At 38.3% G+C, this 21563-nt stretch carries 21 protein-coding genes; 16 read left to right on the top strand and 5 right to left on the bottom strand.

All coding sequences use genetic code 11. The features are described 5' to 3' along the window. Positions 1-137 precede the first annotated feature (137 nt). Both H4J62_RS08955 and H4J62_RS08950 read left to right on the top strand, forming a co-directional pair. The gene (locus H4J62_RS08955; RefSeq protein WP_070374314.1) at positions 138-578 is read left to right on the top strand and encodes an SRPBCC family protein; all 441 of its coding nucleotides are present in this window, start codon (positions 138-140) and stop codon (positions 576-578) included. After that, a complete protein-coding gene (locus H4J62_RS08950; protein ID WP_070374313.1) occupies positions 571-951 on the top strand; it encodes an RnfH family protein in 381 nt (126 codons plus the stop codon). The genes H4J62_RS08955 and H4J62_RS08950 overlap by 8 nt, the downstream gene beginning before the upstream one ends. A 69-nt stretch (positions 952-1020) precedes the next feature. Here the strand turns inward: H4J62_RS08950 and H4J62_RS08945 are convergent, their stop codons facing one another. From H4J62_RS08945 to nadK, 3 genes are all read right to left on the bottom strand, one after another. Further along, positions 1021-1368, bottom strand: a complete 348-nt coding sequence (locus H4J62_RS08945) for an outer membrane protein assembly factor BamE (protein WP_070374311.1) — start codon at positions 1366-1368, stop codon at positions 1021-1023. A 134-nt stretch (positions 1369-1502) separates the two neighbouring features. Next, positions 1503-3191, bottom strand: a complete 1689-nt coding sequence (gene recN, locus H4J62_RS08940; RefSeq protein WP_070374310.1) for a DNA repair protein RecN — start codon at positions 3189-3191, stop codon at positions 1503-1505. A gap of 109 nt (positions 3192-3300) precedes the next feature. Further along, positions 3301-4182 (bottom strand): NAD(+) kinase, encoded by an 882-nt coding sequence (gene nadK, locus H4J62_RS08935; protein WP_070374309.1) that lies wholly within the window; start codon positions 4180-4182, stop codon positions 3301-3303. A gap of 455 nt (positions 4183-4637) precedes the next feature. On the opposite strand from nadK, the gene grpE reads away from it, so the two are divergent. The 3 genes from grpE (at position 4638) to dnaJ (ending at position 8779) form a co-directional block, all read left to right on the top strand. After that, a complete protein-coding gene (gene grpE / locus H4J62_RS08930) occupies positions 4638-5291 on the top strand; it encodes a nucleotide exchange factor GrpE (protein WP_182175999.1) in 654 nt (217 codons plus the stop codon). Between the two features lie 281 nt (positions 5292-5572). Further along, a complete protein-coding gene (dnaK, locus tag H4J62_RS08925; RefSeq protein ID WP_070374307.1) occupies positions 5573-7486 on the top strand; it encodes a molecular chaperone DnaK in 1914 nt (637 codons plus the stop codon). A 156-nt stretch (positions 7487-7642) separates the two neighbouring features. Further along, a complete protein-coding gene (dnaJ, locus tag H4J62_RS08920; RefSeq protein WP_070374306.1) occupies positions 7643-8779 on the top strand; it encodes a molecular chaperone DnaJ in 1137 nt (378 codons plus the stop codon). A 95-nt stretch (positions 8780-8874) separates the two neighbouring features. On the opposite strand, the gene H4J62_RS08915 is transcribed toward dnaJ, so the two are convergent. Beyond that, complete coding sequence (locus H4J62_RS08915) at positions 8875-9732, bottom strand: choice-of-anchor H family protein (RefSeq protein ID WP_182214027.1); 858 nt, start codon at positions 9730-9732, stop codon at positions 8875-8877. A 300-nt stretch (positions 9733-10032) separates the two neighbouring features. On the opposite strand from H4J62_RS08915, the gene H4J62_RS08910 reads away from it, so the two are divergent. The 5 genes from H4J62_RS08910 (at position 10033) to H4J62_RS08890 (ending at position 14733) form a co-directional block, all read left to right on the top strand. Next, complete coding sequence (locus tag H4J62_RS08910; protein ID WP_182214025.1) at positions 10033-10320, top strand: PepSY domain-containing protein; 288 nt, start codon at positions 10033-10035, stop codon at positions 10318-10320. 5 nt (positions 10321-10325) lie between these two features. Then, positions 10326-11000 carry a response regulator transcription factor gene (locus H4J62_RS08905; protein ID WP_070374303.1) on the top strand — a complete coding sequence of 225 codons (675 nt, stop codon included), beginning with the start codon at positions 10326-10328 and terminating at the stop codon, positions 10998-11000. Between the two features lie 26 nt (positions 11001-11026). Beyond that, positions 11027-12364, top strand: coding sequence for an ATP-binding protein (locus tag H4J62_RS08900; RefSeq protein WP_182214023.1), 1338 nt, complete (start codon positions 11027-11029; stop codon positions 12362-12364). Between the two features lie 105 nt (positions 12365-12469). Further along, positions 12470-13900 carry a DUF3300 domain-containing protein gene (locus H4J62_RS08895; RefSeq protein WP_182214021.1) on the top strand — a complete coding sequence of 477 codons (1431 nt, stop codon included), beginning with the start codon at positions 12470-12472 and terminating at the stop codon, positions 13898-13900. A gap of 164 nt (positions 13901-14064) precedes the next feature. Next, positions 14065-14733 carry a hypothetical protein gene (locus tag H4J62_RS08890; RefSeq protein ID WP_182214019.1) on the top strand — a complete coding sequence of 223 codons (669 nt, stop codon included), beginning with the start codon at positions 14065-14067 and terminating at the stop codon, positions 14731-14733. A gap of 74 nt (positions 14734-14807) precedes the next feature. Here the strand turns inward: H4J62_RS08890 and H4J62_RS08885 are convergent, their stop codons facing one another. Next, complete coding sequence (locus H4J62_RS08885) at positions 14808-15281, bottom strand: Lrp/AsnC family transcriptional regulator (RefSeq protein ID WP_070374299.1); 474 nt, start codon at positions 15279-15281, stop codon at positions 14808-14810. Between the two features lie 279 nt (positions 15282-15560). Between H4J62_RS08885 and H4J62_RS08880 the strand changes: the two genes are divergently transcribed. From H4J62_RS08880 to H4J62_RS08855, 6 genes are read left to right on the top strand one after another with little or no spacing between them, the layout of a single operon-like run. Beyond that, a complete protein-coding gene (locus H4J62_RS08880) occupies positions 15561-18350 on the top strand; it encodes a monovalent cation/H+ antiporter subunit A (protein WP_182214018.1) in 2790 nt (929 codons plus the stop codon). Further along, positions 18350-18694: a Na+/H+ antiporter subunit C gene (locus H4J62_RS08875; RefSeq protein ID WP_070374297.1), complete on the top strand. Its 345-nt coding sequence runs from the start codon at positions 18350-18352 to the stop codon at positions 18692-18694. The genes H4J62_RS08880 and H4J62_RS08875 overlap by 1 nt, the downstream gene beginning before the upstream one ends. After that, positions 18691-20208, top strand: a complete 1518-nt coding sequence (locus H4J62_RS08870; protein WP_182214016.1) for a monovalent cation/H+ antiporter subunit D — start codon at positions 18691-18693, stop codon at positions 20206-20208. Before H4J62_RS08875 ends, H4J62_RS08870 begins: the two co-directional genes overlap by 4 nt. Next, the gene (locus H4J62_RS08865) at positions 20208-20744 is read left to right on the top strand and encodes a Na+/H+ antiporter subunit E (protein ID WP_070374295.1); all 537 of its coding nucleotides are present in this window, start codon (positions 20208-20210) and stop codon (positions 20742-20744) included. The genes H4J62_RS08870 and H4J62_RS08865 overlap by 1 nt, the downstream gene beginning before the upstream one ends. Beyond that, positions 20738-21007, top strand: coding sequence for a K+/H+ antiporter subunit F (locus tag H4J62_RS08860; protein WP_182176009.1), 270 nt, complete (start codon positions 20738-20740; stop codon positions 21005-21007). Before H4J62_RS08865 ends, H4J62_RS08860 begins: the two co-directional genes overlap by 7 nt. A 10-nt stretch (positions 21008-21017) precedes the next feature. Further along, the gene (locus H4J62_RS08855; protein WP_070374293.1) at positions 21018-21350 is read left to right on the top strand and encodes a Na+/H+ antiporter subunit G; all 333 of its coding nucleotides are present in this window, start codon (positions 21018-21020) and stop codon (positions 21348-21350) included. Positions 21351-21563: the final 213 nt, after the last annotated feature.

The following is a 21563-nucleotide window of genomic DNA, read 5'->3' as shown; positions in this document are numbered from 1 at the left end:
TGTTTGCCATCAAAAATAGCAATCGCAAACATTATACGGAGAATTATTGATATTTGAATGATTAATTTCAATTTTTCTGTTTAATGCCTTTTGCTCACGGCTTTGTTATCATTACCCTTTAAAGTTGAGGAAAATAAATGCCCGTAATTAGTCGCAGCGCTTTAGTGATGTATAGCGTTGACCAAATGTATCAATTAATTAATGATATTGTTGCTTATCCTCAATTTATCCCAAATTGTGGTGACAGTAAGATAATTTCTCAGCAAGGTAATGAAGTTACAGCTGCTTTGATGGTTTCGAAGGGGGTTCTAAAAAAATGGTTTACCACCAAGAATACCTTGATTGGTAATAATAAAGTGCAACTCGATTTAGTTGACGGTCCTTTTAAAAAGTTGACGGGTTACTGGCAACTAACTGAATTATCTGAAGAAGCTTGTAAGATTAGTTTGCATTTAGAGTATGAGTTTTCGAGTAAAGTATTCGATTTGGCATTTGGCCGTGTTTTTACAAGTTTGACCAATAATATGGTACAAGCTTTTACACAAAGAGCTAAAGAGGTTTATCATTCTAATGGTTGATAGCATAGAGATAGAGCAAGAACTTGCTCAACGTAAAATACAAATAGAAGTTGTTTATGGACTACCCGATAGACAAGAGCTATTAACGCTTTTAGTCGATGAAGGCACCTTGTTAGAGCAAGGTATTATCGCTTCAGGTATTTTATCTGTTTTTGAAGAAATAGATTTAACCGTAAATAATGTTGGTATTTGGAATCGAGCCGCTAAGTTAACGGATACTTTACGAGATTTAGATCGTATTGAAATATATCGACCTTTAATTGCTGACCCAAAAGAGGTTAGAAAGCGCCGAGCTGAAAAAGCAAAAGATGAAGGGCGTGCCGATAAAGTTACCGGTGGTCGTGTTGACCCGCGTCGAAATAAAGCCAGCTAAAAAAATCGCAAAATTTAAAGTAAAAAAAACGGCTATTAAGGCCGTTTTTTTATGGGACTAAAATATTTATTAGTTAACCATAGGAACGTAAAAGTTGTCACCTAAGACAAAGTCACCTTCTGCGCTGGCTAATAATTCATTATCAAAATAGAGGATAAATTTCTTCTTAACGTTAAACTCTTCACTTCGACCTGATTTTAATAAGTAAACATAGTGCAATGTATCATTGCCAAATGCATCGTTAACAACAGGGCTACCAAGTACAAATTTTACTTGTTCTTTAGTCATGCCAATTTGAAGCTTGTCGATATCTTTTTGTTCTAAAAAGTTTCCCTGAGGAATGTCAAAACGATAGACCCAGCTTGAGCAGGCAGAAAGAGATAGGGCAATAGTAATGGCTAAAATGCGAAATAACATGTTTTTTCATTTATCCTAATAAGTTCGAATGGGGATGATAACTAAGCCCGCGAAGAGATACAAAACTATTTTCAATTTATTTTGCACCTTTGTGCCTCAACTCAGGTTATTTACTTAACGCTAAAATTAATTTATTAACCGGCAAGTAACTCTTGAGCATTAGCCAAGCTGTTATCTGTTATTTTATTCCCCGCTAATAAGCGAGCAATTTCTTGGACTCTGCCATTAGCACTTAGTTCCGTTACTTTTGTTTCTGTAAACTCGCCATCGGTTAATTTACTAACAAATAACTGTTGATGCCCTTTGCAAGCGACCTGTGGTAAATGTGTTACACAGATAACTTGAGTGTTTTGGGCTAATTCTTGTAGCTTGCTACCGACCATTGCCGCTGTTGGGCCACTAATACCGACATCAACTTCATCAAATATTAAGGTCGGTGTGATCACCTTGTCAGCCAAAATAACCTGCATGGCTAAACTAATACGTGATAATTCGCCACCAGAAGCAACTTTGTTCATCGCTTCTAATTTTTGCCCTGGGTTAAGGCTAATAAGAAAGTTTATTTCATCAAGGCCAAACGGCGATAAAGCTTCAACATTAACTTGCTGTACTGATACGTCAAATATGCCGTTGTTCATATTGAGCTCTTTCATGCTCAGCGTGATTTTTTTACTGAGTTTTTTTGCCGATTTTACTCTTGATGTTGATAATGCCTGAGCAGATTGTAGGTAATGTACTTTAGCTTTTTCAATGTCTACGTATGCTGTATCTAGTCTTGAACCGTCTGAATTTATGACATGTAAGGCTTGTTTTATCTCTAAGTGTAACGTTGGCAAATGCTCGGGTGCCACTTGATGTTTTTTAGCAAGTTGAATAGCGAGCGAGTAGCGGTCTTCAATCATTTGATAAGCTTCTGGATCGAGTTCAAGCTTATCGTAGTAGTGCTTTAGTTCATCATTAGCATCTTCTACAAGAATAAGTGCTTCGCTCAAGGTGTTAGCAATATTTGCTAACTTAGGATCCATATGAACTAAATCATTCAACTGTTCGCAGTTGTTTCTTAGGCTGTCTGAAATATTGTGATTTTCGTTTTCAGATAAAGTTTGCAATGCTTTCAAAGTGCCGGTCAATAATGACTGACCGTTACTATGACGTTTGTAATCACTTTCTAGAATTTGAAACTCACCCGTTTGTAGTGAAAATTCGTCTAGCTCGGTCACTTGGTATTGTAATAACTGCAGTTTTGCTTCGCGTTGTTCTTTACTTTCTTGTAACTGTTTTAGTTCTGTATTGAGATTTCGCCATTGCTGATAGTAATATTGAACGTCGTCTAATAAGTGCTGATGATCGGCATACTCATCAAGTATTTTACGCTGTTGAGCCGGCTTAACAATGAGTTGATGATCGTGTTGGCCATGAATACTTATTAAAAATTGTGCAATATCTTTAAGTTGGGCAAGCGGAACTTGGCTACCGTTAATATAGGCCTTTGAGCGTCCTTCAGCTGATATTACTCGGCGCAAAATACATTCACAATCTAATTCAGCATCGTGTTCGTCTGTTAGGGAGAGGCCATTTTTTTTCAGCCATTTTTGTGCGGAAATGTTTTTGTTGATATCAAAGGTTGCGGCTAACTCTGCTTTTTTGGTATTGGGTCTTACAACATTAGTGAGCGCTCTATCGCCTAAACATAAACCTAAGGCATCAATAGCTATTGATTTACCCGCACCTGTTTCTCCGGTGATGGTTGTCATACCTTTGCGCCAATCTATATCTAGGGAGCGCACAATGGCGAAGTTTTGAATGTTAAGATGTAAAAGCATGAGAAACCAATTCACTGTATAAATATGTGTACCTGTTAATTTATACAGTAAAGTGGTTTTGTGCAAGTGTTAATCGAATAAAAATTCAACAGCTTGAATTTGTTAAAAATTAATAAAGCTTATTGCCCCAACTTAATTTACTTCGCAGTACATTAAAGTAGTCATGGTCTAGTGGATGAACTAATCGCAGCGTATATTCACTTTTTCTGATAATAACTTCATCACCTGGTAATACCGCTAAAATAACATGGCCATCACAACTTACTTGTAAGCTTTCATAGTTCTCATTGGCGAGTAATAATTTTATTTCACTATTGCCGTCGACGACTATGGGTCTACTGGTTAGGGTGTGCGGAAACATCGGCACTAAAGATAAGGCATTTAAATTGGGTGTTAAAATTGGACCACCTGCCGACATTGAATAGGCGGTTGAGCCAGTAGGTGTTGACACGATTAAGCCATCAGAGCGTTGGCTGAACATAAAGCTACCATCAATGTAAACTTCAAATTCAATCATGCTGGCTACTTTTCCTGCGTGTAGCACTGCTTCATTGACTGCACTGTTAGAGCTTTTTAATTTTCCGTGGCGATAAACTTCTGCTTCAATAATAAAACGTTGCTCAGCGCGCGACTCGCCACGTAAAATTTTCTCAAGTGGTTCAATTAATTCATCGGGCGATAAATCGGTAAGAAAGCCTAAGTTCCCTCTGTTTACACCAATAACACCGATATCAAAACATGATAAAACCCTCGCGGCACCTAACATATAACCATCACCGCCCACGACTATAGCCAGGTCAGCTTGTTCACCAATTTCTACTAAGGTACTAATCGTTAGATTATCGATATCGATTGATGGGGCAACTGAGCTTTCAATTAATACCTGATAACCTTGTCCGGTAAGAAATTGATAGAGCGCTGTTATTGTTGCGCCGGCTCCTTCGTGATTTGGTTTGCCTATTAAACCTATGGTGTTATAAATTTTGCTCATGTCTACGCAGTAAGTTGTTTGTATCTTAGGATTAATAATAGTTTCGCTGTATTTTCATGGCTTGTAAAGTTGACTTTTTTATAAATCATTTACTGACTACCATTTTGATTAAATTTTTCGCTTTCATCGAGATTTAAAAGATTTAGGGTTAAGGCATTAATTGAAGAGAATGCTTATTTATTCGAAACAAACAATGTAGGCTGTAAGCCTTTTAAAGTGGAGGTTTAAGCGTTTTTAAACGATTGGATAACTGCAGGTAATTGCTTTTAAATAGAATGACTATATATAAAAAAATGATATTTGTTCTCAAAACGCTAACCAGCGCTCAGTAACAACAAACTTAATTAAATTGTATTTAAGCTTGAATCGTAGCAAGAAGTCCCCATAATTACCGTTATCAGATTTATATAACCTTTATATTGTTAAATATATTATTAGTTTATTTTGGAGCTTTCATGACTAATGAGTCAACAGAAAACAAAAATACAGCTGAAGCATCAACAGAAGCTTTAACGCCCGAAGAAATTATGGCGCAAGAAATTATCGACCAAGCTGAAGAGCAAGTCGAAGTTCAACATATTCATGCCCATGAAGTGATTAGTGCCGAGCAAGAAAAGATTAACGAACTTGAGTTAAGCCTTTCTTCAGCGCAAACCACTATCGCAGATCAAAAAGATTCTGTGGTTCGTGCTAAAGCAGAAGTTGATAATATTCGCCGCCGTAGCGCACAAGACGTCGATAAAGCACGTAAATTTGCTTTAGAAAAATTTGCTGCTGAAATGTTAGTGTCAGTAGACAATTTAGAACGTGCTTTGCAGAATATAGATAAAGAAGATGAAAACAATACCGGCATTATTGAAGGTCTTGAATTAACCCTACAAGGTTTAATTGCTTCGTTAGAAAAATTTGGCGTTAAAGGTGTTGATCCACAAGACCAACCTTTTAATCCTGAATTGCATCAAGCGATGTCTATGCAAGAAGTTCCGGGCGTTGCGCCAAATACCGTTATTGCTGTGATGCAAAAAGGTTATGAACTCAATGGCCGTTTAATTCGTCCAGCGATGGTAATGGTTTCTAAATCTGCTCCGGTAGTTGATACCACAGCATAAAAAATATCATTAAAAAAAGCGGTAAGAAGTTTCTATAAAACTTCTTACCGCTTTTTTGTTTTTAGCAGGCAAATAAGTTTTATTAGGGCGTTTTATCGCTATCGGTGAGAAACAACAAAAAAATCTTCACAAATAGCTAAATAATGAAATAAATTTACTTTTTTTCTTGGAAATTAGTTGAAAAGGATTTTACTGCCCCCACTATTTGTTTCATCAACAGGTTTATTAAAAAATCTTATTTTAATAAGCTTTATTTTAATTAGTATTCGGAGATCCTCAAGATGGGCAAAATAATCGGTATTGACCTAGGGACAACAAACTCTTGTGTTGCTGTACTAGATGGCGGCAAAGCACGTGTAATTGAAAATGCAGAAGGCGATCGTACAACTCCTTCAATTATTGCATACACAGAAGATGGCGAAACGTTAGTAGGTCAACCTGCTAAACGCCAATCTGTTACAAACCCAAAAAATACATTATACGCGATTAAGCGTTTAATTGGTCGTCGCTTTGAAGACGAAGAAGTTCAGCGTGATATTAAAATTATGCCTTTTGGTATTGTTAAAGCTGACAACGGCGATGCTTGGGTTACAACACGTGATAAGAACGTTGCACCACCTCAAGTTTCAGCTGAAGTTTTAAAGAAAATGAAAAAAACTGCTGAAGACTTTTTAGGCGAAGCAGTAACAGAAGCAGTAATCACAGTTCCTGCTTACTTCAATGATTCACAACGCCAAGCAACTAAAGATGCGGGTCGTATTGCTGGTCTTGAAGTTAAACGTATTATCAATGAGCCAACTGCTGCTGCTCTTGCTTACGGCATGGACAAGCAAGAAGGCGATAAAGTTATTGCTGTTTACGACTTAGGTGGTGGTACTTTCGATATTTCAATTATTGAAATTGATGAAGTTGAAGGCGAGCACACGTTTGAAGTATTAGCGACTAACGGTGATACTCACTTAGGTGGTGAAGATTTTGATAACCGTTTAATCAACTATCTTGTTGCTGAATTTAAGAAAGACCAAGGTATGGATTTAACGACTGATCCTCTTGCAATGCAGCGTTTGAAAGAAGCAGCAGAAAAAGCTAAATGTGAACTTTCTTCAGCACAACAAACAGATGTTAACTTACCTTACATCACAGCTGACGGCAGCGGCCCTAAGCACATGAACATTAAAGTAACGCGTGCTAAATTAGAGTCTTTAGTTGAAGACATGGTTAAAGCAACGTTAATACCATTAGCACAAGCGCTTAAAGACGCAGACTTATCAGTAAGTGATATCAATGATGTTATCTTAGTTGGTGGTCAGTCACGTATGCCAATGGTACAAAAAGCAGTAACAGAATTTTTCGGTAAAGAACCTCGTAAAGATGTTAACCCTGATGAAGCCGTTGCCGCTGGTGCAGCAATACAAGCAGGTGTTCTTTCTGGTGATGTAACTGACGTACTTTTATTAGACGTTACGCCATTATCATTAGGTATCGAAACAATGGGCGGCGTGATGACGAAAGTTATCGATAAAAACACCACTATCCCAACTAAACAGTCACAAACCTTTTCTACAGCTGACGATAATCAAGCTGCGGTAACGGTTCATGTTGTTCAAGGTGAGCGTAAGCAAGCGTCTGCAAACAAATCTTTAGGTCAATTTAACCTTGAAGGTATCGATGCAGCACCACGTGGAACACCACAGATTGAAGTAACTTTCGATATTGATGCTGATGGTATTTTACACGTAACAGCTAAAGATAAGAACACAGGTAAAGAACAGAAGATTACCATTAAAGCTTCTTCTGGTTTATCTGATGAAGAAGTAGAACAAATGGTACGTGACGCAGAAGCTAACGCTGATGAAGATGCTAAGTTTGAAGAATTAGTTAAAGCACGTAACCAAGCTGACGGTCTAGTTCATACCACTCGCAAGCAAATTGTAGAAGCGGGCGATGACTTACCAAGCGAAGACAAAGAAAAAATTGAAACAGCATTAACTGAACTTGAAACTGAGATCAAAGGCGATGATAAAGAAGCGATTGAAGCTAAATCTCAAGCCGTTATCGAAGCATCAGCTAAGTTAATGGAAATTGCTCAAGCGAAAGCCGGTGCTCAAGAAGGCGCTCCTGAATCAGACGGCGCTGCGCCAGCTGATGACGATGTTGTTGACGCTGAATTTGAAGAAGTTAAAGAAGACAAATAGTCTTCAATAACGGAAAATATATAAGCGCTGGTTTAAACACCAGCGCTTCTTACGTTAAAAATCGTTATAAAATGCCATTGAAAATAGCTAACTATTTATAATGTCATTTTACTTAATTAATATCTAAAATTTCAACACCAGTTAAAAGAAGTCACTATGTCAAAACGCGATTATTATGAAGTGCTAGAAGTATCAAAAGATGCGTCTGAGCGTGATATCAAAAAAGCCTACAAACGTTTAGCGATGAAGCTTCATCCTGACCGTAATGCCGGTGATAAAGACAAAGAAGAGCTATTTAAAGAAGTTAAAGAAGCTTATGAAATTCTAAATGACGACCAAAAGCGTGCTGCGTTTGACCAATATGGTCATGCTGCATTTGAACAAGGTGGTCATGGCGGTGGCGGTGGTCATGGTGGCGGAGGCTTCGGTCAAGATTTTGGTGATATTTTTGGTGATATTTTTGGTGGTGGCCGCGGTGGCGGACGTCAGCAACGTCAACAACGAGGTTCAGATCTTCGCTACAACCTAGAGTTAAGTCTTGAAGATGCTGTTCGGGGTAAAACCTTAGAAATTAAAGTACCAACTTTTGTTAGTTGTGAGCCTTGTGATGGTTCTGGCGCTAAAAAAGGTACCAGTGCAAAATCTTGTACAACTTGTCATGGTCATGGCCAGGTACAAATGCGTCAAGGTTTGTTTGCTGTTCAACAGACTTGTCCAACATGTAGTGGTAAAGGTAAAGTTATTGCTAGCCCTTGTACCTCATGTCGCGGTCAAGGCCGAGTTGAAAAAACCAAAACACTTTCAGTGAAAATACCGCCAGGTGTAGATACAGGTGATAGAATTCGCTTGTCAGGCGAAGGTGAAGCTGGTGAACATGGTGCACCTGCAGGTGATTTATATGTACAAGCAAATGTACGTGATCATAAAATATTTGTCCGTGATGAAAACAACCTTTATTGTGAAGTGCCTATTAGCTTTACCACAGCAGCATTGGGTGGCGAAATAGAAGTACCAACACTTGAAGGTAAAGTGAAGCTGAAAATACCTAAAGAAACGCAAACGGGTAAAATGTTCCGTTTACGTGGTAAAGGTGTTAAATCAGTACGCAGCCACTCAATAGGCGACTTGATGTGTAAAGTTGTTCTAGAAACACCGGTTAACTTGTCTGGCGATCAAGCAGATTTACTGCGTCAGTTAGACGAAAAGATGGGTAAAAGCACCATAAAGCATAGCCCTAAAGAGACCGGTTTCTTTGATGGCGTTAAAAAGTTTTTTGATGACCTGAAAAGCTAAAGTACTGCCATTCGATGAGCTAAAAGTTTGTTGAAATATAGACATTAAAAAAGCCACAAACTTGTTTGTGGCTTTTTTGTTTTTCTGGCTAATGATTAATGGCGCTTTACTCGCATAAGTAGACCACTGAGTAATACCAATAATAAGCCAAACAGACTGCCGCCATGAGTTTGTCTGATCTCGACGACTTCTATTACTTCTATTACTTCTATGACTTCAGTATAAACCTGGTCATACTCAGCACTCTCTAACGGCAGTGCGTATAACGCGTTACTGTCATCCGCACTGTAACTCGCAGCGATCCCCTGATAACCGACTTGATATAAGTCGATTAACACATCGTAGTGATCACTTTCATAGCCCGACATAAATGTAGAAATAACTTCGTATTCATCGGCATCAGTGTCGCCTTCTATAAGAAAATTATCTGTGGTGAAATAGTGCTGCCAAGGGCCACCATTTTTACTGAGATAGAGTAAAGCATACACTTCGGCGAGGTGATTTTCGCTATAGCTATATACGTCTGCATCAAAAGTCACACTGAAAGTTTGATAATAGCCATCTCTGTCATAATCTTCTTGCAGAAAACTCGCCGCACTATAAATACTGAACTGTTGATCATAGTGGTTACTCACTTTTTGTGTGGCTTCACCACTTTTTGTTTGTGCCGTGCTCTTTGCTTGATTATTAAGTGTAGATCCTCTTATGTGAGCATTCGCTTTGCCGCTGACTTGATCGGATAGCTCGGCTAGCTTATTCGTTGCAATTATTTTTTTTCGCTGTGACTCAGTGATACTGTGTTTAAGTGCTCCTTGAGAAACACTAGCGGGTAAAACCTTTAATTCGCTGGCAGTGACATAAGTTAAAGGTAATATGCTAAAGGTTATCAATAACATTATTTTTTTAAGTGAATTCGCACGAACTGACTTCGCTGTTTTATTATTTATTAACATAATATATCCTACCTGCTTTGTTTAGTGGTGCTATTAAAGCGCAGTAAAGATGAATGTAAGCTGAACACTTTATCAGTACCATCGAGAAAACTCGGTACTTTAGTGCCGAGTAGTTCACTGGTAAGCTATGATATATCTGTTGATTTATCAGCGGGAACTCTAGTTACCCCTCGTTATAAAATAGATATAGCGGCTTTAAAGGAATGTTCAGCTGATATTCAGTTGCTAAGGTTTATAATTTTAAATAAGCTATGGCTATGTATAGTTAGACTCACTTTTAACGTTGTCTTTGGAATAACCATGAAATTTGCTTTACCGTTAGTTTTTCTTTTTATCGCTACACTTTCTATTGATGCAATGGCTCAAGGAACGGGTGTATCAGCAAGTAATATGCAAAAAAATAATCAGCAACAGTTGAAAGTGAAAAGTAGTAAAGATGCCGCAAAATTAGCTAAAAGTCGTTTTGGTGGAAAAGTGCTAAAAGTTGAGAATAAAAAGTCGGGTTATCGGGTAAAATTAATTAAAACTGATGGTCATATCATCTCTATTTATGTTGATGCTAAGACAGGGAAAATTAATGGAGGGTGATCACTATGCGGTTGTTATTTATTGAAGACGATATTGCTTTACAGCAAAACCTATATGCCCATTTAACTGCCGCTCATTATCTAGTCGATGTGGCGAGTGATGGCGAAACAGGCTTATTTCAAGGGCAAGAATATCCATACGACGCTGCTATTATAGATGTTGGTTTACCTATAATAGATGGTATCAGTGTGATTAGATCTCTGCGTGAAAAAAATATCGACTTTCCCATTTTGGTGTTAACTGCAAGAGATAGTTGGCAGGATAAAGTGGCTGGCTTAGATGCCGGAGCCGATGATTATTTAACCAAACCTTTTCAAGCTGAAGAATTACTCGCCCGCTTAAATGCACTGATCAGACGTTCTGCAGGGCAAGCAAGTCCGTTAATAAAGAATGGCCCGTTAAGTCTTAATACCAAAAGCTTGCAGGTTGAAGTCGATAATAAGGCAATAAAGTTAAGTAGTTCAGAATATAAGTTACTTGAGTATATGATGCTTCACCTTGACGAAGTGACTTCAAAGGCAACACTGACTGAACATATTTATGACCAAGACTTCGATCTCGATTCAAATGTTATTGAAGTATTTATCAGGCGCTTAAGAAAAAAACTCGACCCAGATAATAGCTATGGTTTTATCGAAACCTTGCGCGGCCATGGCTATAAATTAAAGCGGTTAGATTAATGAGGTCACGTGGATATACCAAGTAAATGAACTCCTTAAAAGTTCGATTATTATTAAGTACGTTAGCGATGACGGTAGTGATGCTGCCTATTATTGGCTTAACCTTATCGAATGCCTTTGAACGGCAATTAAATGTAGCGTTGAAAAACGAGTTGAAAGCCTATAGTTATTCTATTTTTACTGTGGCAGAAGTTGAAAATAATCTCTTGTTAATGCCGGAGCTCTTGCTAGAAAACCAATTCAATATTAACCAATCAGGCTTGTATGCCTTAATTACCAAACGGTCAAAAGAAACGCAAATAGGCGCGATAAAAAACAAAATACTTTGGCAATCACAATCTCTGCTGACCTTGTCTCTAACGGCGGTATTGCCATCGCCTGATGTTGGGCAAACACTGATTTCAAAAATAAGCCTAGCGGACAGTCCTCATCTACTTTATAGCTTTAGTGCGAGTTTTTCTGATAACGGCCAAGACTTTGAAATAACACTGCATCTGATAAAAGACCAACAAGCCTTATTAAGCGCTCTAAATGACTTTGAAAAAACATTATGGGCATGGCTGCTGGCATTAATGGTTGTCTTTGTTTTTGTACAAATTGCCTGGTTATTATGGACCTTGAAACCATTAACTGTATTATCTCAAGAGCTTGAGCATATAGAAAAAGGCCAAAAGAAAGCCCTAGACGCCAACTATCCTCTTGAATTACAACCGGTGACTCAGCAATTAAACGCCTTATTGGCACTGGAAGAGAACCAACGAAAACGCTATCGTAATGCCTTGTCGGATTTAGCGCATAGCCTTAAAAATCCACTGGCAGTTATTCAAAGCCAACAGAATATTTCAGCAAGCGCCGGTGAACAATTAACATTAATTAATAACATTATTGAACATCAACTTAAAAGAGCTCAAAGTGCCGGGCAGTCTTCATGGCACTTAGGTGTAAAAATTAAGCCCGTTGTAGACAAGCTAATCAGCACGTTAGCGAAAATATATCATGATAAGAATTTATCATTTGACGTCAATGTTGATGCAAGTGCGATATTTAAGGGTGATGAAGCCGATTTAATGGAAATTTTAGGAAACCTTCTCGATAACGCCTGTAAAGCGGCTAAGCATAAAATTGCCATTAGCGTGATTAGTTCTGCAAAAATATTAACGATTGAAATTGCCGATGATGGCGCGGGTATTGAAGCGTCTCAACGCGATATTATTTTATCGCGTGGTGGCAGAGCAGACACCTATCAAGCGGGTCATGGTATTGGTTTAGCTATTGTTAATGATTTAGTCAGTAGTTATCAAGGCCAATTAACCATCAGTAACTCAACAACACTTAATGGTGCTGTTTTTACACTTATCTTTTAAACCCTTGTAGGCTTTGTTAACAAATAGCCGAGAAAGCTGTTCAGGTTACGTTCAGTTTAGTGTTGTTATCTTTGTGTTCTAGAATTAGTCATAAGGATTATAACGATGAAAAAAGTCACGTTTTTATTCAGCTTTACTGCCTTAGTTAGCTTTAACTTGTACGCTGAGTACCAGCCTTCACAGTCAGCGCTTCAGCAACAAGTGCAACAAGTGCAACAAGAGCAGCAGCTATTTAGTGAAGCTGAATTAGCACAAATGCTAGCACCCATTGCACTTTATCCCGACAGCTTATTAACTCATATCTTAATTGCTGCTACCTATCCTATTGAAATAATCGAAGCCCATCGCTGGCTAAAGAAAAACACAAGACTAAATACTGAGCAAGTGGCTCAAGCGGTAAAAGATTTTAATTGGGATGCCAGTGTTAAAGCATTAGTGCCTTTTGAGCGTATTCTTAGCCGACTTAGTGACGATTTAACCTGGACTCAACAGCTCGGTGATGCTTTTTTACAAGATGAGTCGATATTATTAGAAAGTATTCAACGGTTAAGAAAGCAAGCTCAACTTGCCGGAAACCTGGGTGAAATGGATAATATGGAGGTTAGCTATCAAGACAGTAATATTGTTATTGAAGCAAGAGAGAAGGAGATTGTTTATGTGCCGTACTATGATACACGCATGGTTTATGGTGCTTGGCATTGGTCATCTTATCCTCCTGTTTACTGGCAACCTCAGCGTAGTGTTTATGTAAGTCGCTCCAATCCTTTCTATTGGCATGCTGGCGTTCATATTTCGTTTGATTATTTTTTTAGTGCTTTTCATTGGCATAATCGCCAGGTGGTTGTAGCGAATACTCGTCGTTCTTCATATCGCTACTATGAACAGCGTCCTCGTCACTTAATTGCTAATGGTGGCTATGCTAAACGTTGGAGACACCAGCCCGTTCACCGTAAAGGTGTGGCTTATCGAAACAAGCATACTCGCGTTAAGTATAAGGACAAGCGAGTAAGGATCAGCGAATCTAGCAATAGAAATCATGCTGTCGTGCACAATAAGCTACAAGGTAATACCAAGCGAGCTCTATCTACCATAAGGCACAAGCCCAATGAAAGCGCTCGACGAGTAAATCGTATAACTGACAAGGCGACAAATACTTTTTCAAAACCTGTATCAAAACATGTATCAAAGCCGACAACAAGACAGCACAGATCTTATGATCAGTCTAAAAAAACTAAAGCCGAAAAGGTTTACCGAGCGAGTCGAACTGTAAATAAAGAAAGGCCCAAACAGCTTGCCACTAACATCGATAAGAAAAGTGCCAAGCAGCATACTTATCGTTCTGCTAATATTTCAATTAGTTCTAAAAGACAAGGTTCAAACAAAAAGCATGATAACCAAAGTAGGGTCATTAAAACAAAGCGTTCAAACGAAAAGCATAATAAACAAAGTAGGATTGTTAAAACAAAGCGTTCAAACGAAAAGCATGATAAACAAATTAGGATAGTTAAAACAAAGCGTTCAAAGACTGACAAGTAACGATATTAGTCACTTTACATTTATAGCGCTGTATTTTTAAAACAAATTGGTTGAATGTTAATTCATTTAGCCTTTTTTTATAGATGGTTTATAATCACCTTTAATAATTAGACCAATCACTCGTGTTGGTCTAACGTCAAACACATTTTATCGAGCGAACTTTAATGAAAAGACTTTTACTTGTTTTACTCTTAATTATATTAAATTCAACCAGCTTTGCTAATGAAGAAGTTAAAGAGTTGCCACCAATAGACCCTTCATTTATGGGTGAACATAATATGGTGCTCTTTGTTCAGCGCTCTGCTATATATGCTTCGGTGATGACAACCTATGATAGGCCGAGTAATGTGCAGTTATTATATAAAATTGAGAATAAAGATTTAGCACTTTTGCAAACCGTACGTGATGGGCAATTAACGACGATAAAAGCCAAACCTTTTAATTTGCAACGTTTGATGCGAGGCGAGGAAATGGTCATTATGGCTGATGTATACGCAGGGCATTTTTCTCGAGGGGGAATGTTGGTTTATGAAAATGTACCCTTAACCTTTGCTAAAAAATTATACGTTCGTGAACTTGACGATATAAAGGATTCAAGTAATCAGCAAGAGTATGACGTTGTTGATTTGAAAAAGAATTATAAAATTTATATTCATAAAATTCAAAAAGCACCTAGCTTTTCACATTTACTAAATATTGACGTAGAAGCAGGGTGCTTGCCACGTTTTCGTACTTCAGCAGCCGTGCCAAAAGAAACTGAGCTGCTGTATAAGTTCCTCAATTGCGGCACAATAAGTCCACTTTATTTTGAAAGCAAAGACTTTGAAAAATAATTATTATCAATAGAAGCCTTCTTTAAAACGAGGCTTCTAGCGTTAAAGTACTATCTCATAATTACTCAGACTGATTAGTCCTCATCATCAAAGTTGGGCAATACCCCGCTGCGACTGTGTTCAAAAATAAGAGAGGTTTCTACGGTGGTTACTTCATCTCTTGAGGTAATTGCATTGAAGACAAACTGTCGTAAATGTTCACTGTCTTTAACTGACATATGAATGAAGTAATCATAGCTGCCGCCCATGTGATATAAGCTAACAATTTCAGGAAGTTTAAGTAAATCGTCGCGAAGGTTGTTAACAATATCTTCAGAATAGGGCTGCAAGCGAATAGCGGCAATGGCTTCTATATTTCCACCTAAACTTTTGAAATCAATCTCGATACAAGCGCCGGTAATTATATTTTTATGTTTCATACGCTTTACACGCTCTAAACACGTAGAAGGTGCCACCCCTATTTGAGAAGCTAACTCTTTATTAGTGATATCAGCATCGCGATATAAAATGGTTAAAATGCGTAAATCTATATCATCTAATTTTTTCATTATGGTAAGTCTTCTATTTATATAGTAAATTAACACTATACCGACTATTCTCTTATTAACCAATGCACTGTGGTTGATAATCAAACAATCGTCGAAAAAAACAATGCTTTTCCGAATATTCGTCGCTTAACTTTTATTCAGTTTATACTTAAGTGCTTTTAAATTAATTTCAATTACACTTTTATAAGGAGATAATGTTGTTAAATTTAGTTTAGCGACATATTATGTCTATGTTCCGATGTCATTACTTATAATTATAAAAATAAAAAGGCTTACTCTATGACTTTGCTTTGGATACCCTTGCTATCGTTACTCGGCAGTATTATTTCCTCAAGAACGGGAAAATTAACACGTAATCAATCAACTGCGTTGACGTTGTTAATGCCTATCATTGCATTATTGATGACGATTAGCTTAGCGCCAGCTATTTTTGCTGGCAAGGTTATTAGGGAAACAATCTCTTGGATCCCTTTACTGGGTATAGATATCGCCTTTCGTTTAGATGGCTTAGCGCTGTTGTTTGTATTTATGATCTTAGGAATAGGCATATTAGTTATCTTTTATGCCCGTTATTACCTCAGTAGTAAAGACTCTATGCCCAAGCTTTATGCTTATTTGATGTTATTTATGACAGCGATGCTTGGTATTGTCATGTCGAATAATATCATTCAGCTCTGGTTCTTTTGGGAGCTAACCAGTATTAGTTCGTTTTTGTTAATTAGCTATTGGTGGCATAAACCCGAGGCACGAAAGGGCGCAATCATGGCCTTAATCGTAACCGGTGGTGGTGGTTTAGCATTGCTGGCGGGTTTGCTTTTACTAGGTAATATCGTTGGTAGTTACAATTTAGATGCTATCTTAGCGAGCAGAGAAATTATTCAAGCGCATGCTTGGTATGAAATCACTCTAATTTTAGTCTTACTGGGCGCTTTCACAAAATCGGCACAGTTTCCTTTTCACTTTTGGCTACCTCATGCTATGGCTGCGCCAACGCCGGTAAGTGCTTATCTACATTCTGCTACTATGGTAAAGGCTGGGATTTTCTTATTAGCGCGTTTTTATCCTGCATTAGCGGGAACCGATATATGGTTTATTCTGGTGAGTTTAACCGGATTAACTACCATGTTACTCGGCGCTTATATTGCGTTATTTAAACATGATTTAAAAGGGCTGTTAGCCTATTCAACGATCAGTCATTTAGGGTTAATCACTTTATTATTTGGTTTGGACACTAAGCTTGCCGCTGTTGCTGCCATTTTTCATATAATCAATCATGCTATATTTAAAGCTTCATTATTTATGGCAACGGGTATTATTGATCATGAAACGGGTACGCGTGACATGCGGAAACTCAACGGTATGTGGCGATTTATGCCTTATACCGCGACGTTAGCAATGGTTGCTGCGGCCGCGATGGCGGGTGTACCGCTGCTAAATGGTTTCTTGTCTAAAGAAATGTTTTTTGCTGAAACACTGCATCAACAATTACTTGGGTCTATGTCTTGGCTTATACCTGTACTTGCTACCGTTGCAGGAGCATTAGCTGTGGCTTACTCAGCTCGCTTTATCCACGATGTTTTCTTTAATGGTGACCCTATAGATTTACCTAAACAACCCAGTGAGCCACCGCGTTATATGCGAGTGCCTATCGAAATACTGGTCGCTTTATGTTTAATCGTCGGGGTGTTCCCTAACTTTATTATTGATGACATTTTAAAAGCAGCGTCTTTTGCCGTACTCGGTGGATATGTTCCTGAATTTAAAGTTGCGTTATGGCACGGTTTTAATTTGCCACTCTTGATGAGTGCTATAGCGGTAATCGGTGGTTTATTTCTGTATACCCAGCGACGTTATCTGTTTCAATTTCAGGCATCTATGCCTAACTTGAACGCCAAGAAGGCTTTTGATGACAGTATATATCTCATCACAAAGTGGAGTCAGCGAAAAATAAACGACATAGAAAATGGTTCTTTACAACGTTATCTAATGCTAATGTTTGTTTTTGTTTTAATCTTTGCTGGTTGGCCATTATTTGAAATGCACCAACTAAGCGGGCAAAAAGAATTGACGCCAATTGATCTTCATAACGCGATTGGCGCAGCATTATTAATGATTGGCGCAATAAGTACGGTGATTTGGTACCGCGCAAGAGTGGTGTCGTTATTAATGATATCAGTTGTTGGTTTAATGGTGTCTGTCGTGTTTACTCGCTTCTCAGCACCTGATTTAGCATTAACGCAATTAACGGTTGAAGTCGTCACTATTGTTTTACTGATGCTGGCCTTGTTTTTCTTGCCACAGCATTCACCCAAAGAGTCTAGCTCTTTACGTGTGGTACGCGATTTAGGGATCTCTGCTGCTTTAGGGGTTGTCGTCGCGAGTATTTGCTATGCATTAATTACCCGCCCACTTGAGTCAATATCAGAATTCTTCTTAGCCAATGCTAAAACAGGTGGCGGCGGTACCAACGTTGTTAATGTTATTTTGGTTGATTTTCGCGGCTTTGACACCTTAGGTGAAATTTGCGTATTAGGTATTGCTGCGCTGGGTATTTATAAGCTTTTAATCAACCTACCGTTACTTCTTCCTGTTAGGGATAGTGAAGGGCGACTATGGGCGAAAGAGCGTTACCCTATTTTATTAGCCAGTATTTCTCAGTCATTACTCCCCTTGGCATTAATGATCTCGTTTTATATTTTCTTACGTGGTCATAATCTTCCAGGTGGTGGATTTATTGCAGGTTTAGTGACCTCAGTTGCCTTTATTTTACAGTATATTGCACACGGCTCTGCCTGGATATCTACTCGTTTAACGATTAATTATCGGAAAATTATTGCCTCAGGAATTGCTATTGCGACATTTACTGGTGTGGGTAGTTGGTTCTTTGGTAGGCCGTTCATGACTACGTGGTTTGACTATTTCGATATTCCCATTATTGGTAAAATTGAACTTGCCAGTGCACTGATCTTTGATCTGGGTGTTTATATTACAGTTGTAGGCGCGACATTAATGATTTTGGCAAGTCTTGGTCAATTAGCTAGCGGGCCTAAAGAAGAGGTGAAAATTTAATGGAATTACTTTACGCATCCTGCGTTGGGCTTTTAGTGTCTTGTGGCGTGTTTCTAATCTTACGTTCTAGAACGTTCCCTATCGTATTAGGGCTAACGATGTTTTCTTACGCGGTTAATTTATTTCTGTTTTCATCTGGGCGGCTTAGCATCAATAATGCTGCGGTGCTTGGAACCTCTTCAGAATATACCGATCCATTGCCACAAGCTTTAGTGTTAACCGCGATAGTTATTGGTTTTGCAATGACTGCCTTCGTGGTTATTTTAGCTATCAGAGGGCGAGCAGATCTAGGCAGTGACCATGTAGATGGCCAGCCAGAAAAAGATAAAAAGGTAAACGTATGATCCAGAATTTGACCTTTTTACCGATTTTATTGCCGATACTTGCGGGTGTTATTTTATTGATGCCTCCCTTTGGCTCCAATAAAAGTACCCGAAGAGTGGCTTCTGTCGTACTCAGCGTTTTTACATTTGCCGTCTCATTGGCTTTACTACTCAAAGTCCAAGCTGATGGTACTCAGGTTTATGCTATCGGCGATTGGAGTGCACCCTTTGGTATTGTACTCGTTGCTGATCCCCTCTCGACATTATTAGTGTGTTTAACGACATTGCTCGGTGTTGTCTGTGTGTTATATGCGAGTGCAGGAGATGATGATAAAGGGAGTTTTTTTCATCCACTTGTACATTTTTTAATTTTAGGGGTCAACGGCGCATTCTTAACCGGCGATGCTTTTAATCTATTCGTCTTTTTTGAAGTATTACTTATCGCCTCGTATTCGTTGCTAATGCATGGGGGAGATAAAAAAAATACCCGAGTTGCTTTGCAGTACGTGATCCTTAATCTAGTTGGCTCAGCGATTTTCTTGATTGCTTTAGGGATTTTATATGGTGTATTAGGTACACTAAATATGGCTGATATGGCTCAGAAAGTAGCACTTTTACAAGGTGATGATGTTTACTTAGCCAAAATTGGTGGGATGTTATTATTGGTGGTATTTGCTTTAAAAGGCGCTTTGCTACCACTACATTTATGGTTACCTAATACTTATGCAACAGCAATACCTGTTGTCGCGGCATTATTTGCCATTATGACCAAAGTGGGTGTCTATTCAATGATGCGTGTTTATACACTTATATTTGGTGATGAAGCGGGCGAATTAACTCATATGGCGCAAAGTTGGTTGTGGTGGTTAGGGCTTGCTACAATTGCTATGGGCGCGGTAGGTGTTTTAGCCAGTAAAGATTTAAGAAAGTTAATCGCTAATTTGGTGATTGTGTCGGTGGGTACCTTGGTTGCATTAGTTGCGGTACAAACTATTGAAGCAACTTCCGCAGCTATCTATTACTTAGTGCACTCAACGTTGGTTACAGCAGCACTCTTTATTTTAGCTGACTTAATTGGTCGTCAACGTGGTGATGTTGCCGACCGTATTTCTGCAGGCTCTGCTGTTTCTCAGCCAAAGTTGCTTGGCGCTTGTTTTTTGATTGCAGCGATTGCGGTGATAGGCATGCCTCCTTTGTCTGGTTTCATTGGAAAAGTATGGCTACTTAAAGCAACTTTAAATGCTGAATATACCTTGGTGTTTTGGCCAATATATCTTTTTGCAAGTTTAGCTATATTATTTGCTGTGTCTAAAGCAGGTAGCACTTTGTTTTGGCATCATCATGCTAAAATAACCACTGATACAAAGCAAGAACGTGTTCATCCAGCGCAATTAGTCGCCTTGCTTATTCTCATCTCTGGTGCACCATTAATGACTATTTTCGCTGGACCATTAAGTGAGTATGCCATTGGTGCAGCTACCCAGTTACATGATTTTAATAACAACATTAAACTTATCCTTTCAGGAGGACAGTAATGCGATTAGAAACACGATTTAAATGGCTACCCGCTCCTTTAATGAGCCTGGTACTGTTTACTGTCTGGTTGGTGTTAAATAACAGCTTGTCAGCAGGGCATATTTTCTTAGCCACTACTTTAGCGATAGTCATTCCTTTGGTGACTAGCCCGTTTAGAACAAAGCAACCCATCATTATTAAGCCTGGTTTAGCGTTGCGCCATTTAGCGTTGGTTTTATATGACATTATTACGGCCAATGTTCAGGTTGCTATTTTAATATTAGGGCCCACTAAAAAACTAACACCTGGGTTTGTTAAAGTACCATTAGACTTAACACACAGTTTGCCCATTACTATTTTGGCAAGTACTGTGTCATTAACGCCAGGCACTGTCAGTGCGGAAGTGTACCCTTGGAGAGAAAGCTTAAGTGAAGGTGAAAAGCTTGAACAACAGTTTTTGCTAATACACGTTTTAGATCTAAAAGATGAACAGGCCTTAATAAAAATGATTAAACAACGTTATGAAGCGCCTCTTAAGGAGATGTTTCAATGTTAGAAACTGTAATTTCAATTGTTTTTGCTATGATAGGTTTGTCGTTATTATTAAATGTATGGCGCTTATTAATGGGACCTTCTATACCCGATAGAATACTTGCACTCGATACGATGTATATCAATACAATCGCATTGATCATTTTATACGGTATGAGTATGGGCACTGCATTATATTTTGAAGCAGCGCTGTTAATCGCTATGTTAGGATTTGTTAGTACTGTTGCGGTATGTAAGTATTTGCTGCGTGGCGATATTATAGAGTAAGGGGTAAGTTATGGCAGAATGGATTATTTCAATATTATTATTAATTGGCGGCTCTTTTGTACTCGTTGGCTCTATTGGCTTAGTAAAAATGCCAGATTTTTTTATGCGACTTCATGGACCCACTAAAGCTACAACACTTGGCATGGCATCGTTGTTAACTGCTGCGATGATCTTTTTTAGTACTACTCATACAGGGTTTAGCGTAAAAGAAATACTGATCTCGCTATTTTTATTACTTACTGCACCCATCAGTGCCTATATGATGATTAAAGCGGCGATTCATCACAAGCTTGAGAGTATAGAACGCACAAAAGGCATAGATAACATTGAAGATGATGTTTAATCTTTTCTAGCGTTAACTCAATAAAGTATCTGTTAAATATAAAACACTGAACGTCTTGATGCTCAGTGTTTTTTTTACATTATTTAACTGAATATCAACACCTTATTAAAATAAAAAATCCCTAACTGTTTTAATTGTTAGGGATTTTTAGATAGCTATAACATCAGTATCTAATACTTAATATATCGGTGTTATAACTATTATCTGGCGTTT

Source organism: Colwellia sp. BRX8-5 (assembly GCF_014077325.1).
GTDB lineage: Bacteria > Pseudomonadota > Gammaproteobacteria > Enterobacterales > Alteromonadaceae > Colwellia_A.
Note: the sequence above shows the minus strand (reverse complement) of the source record. Positions and strands in the feature narration are given on the sequence as shown.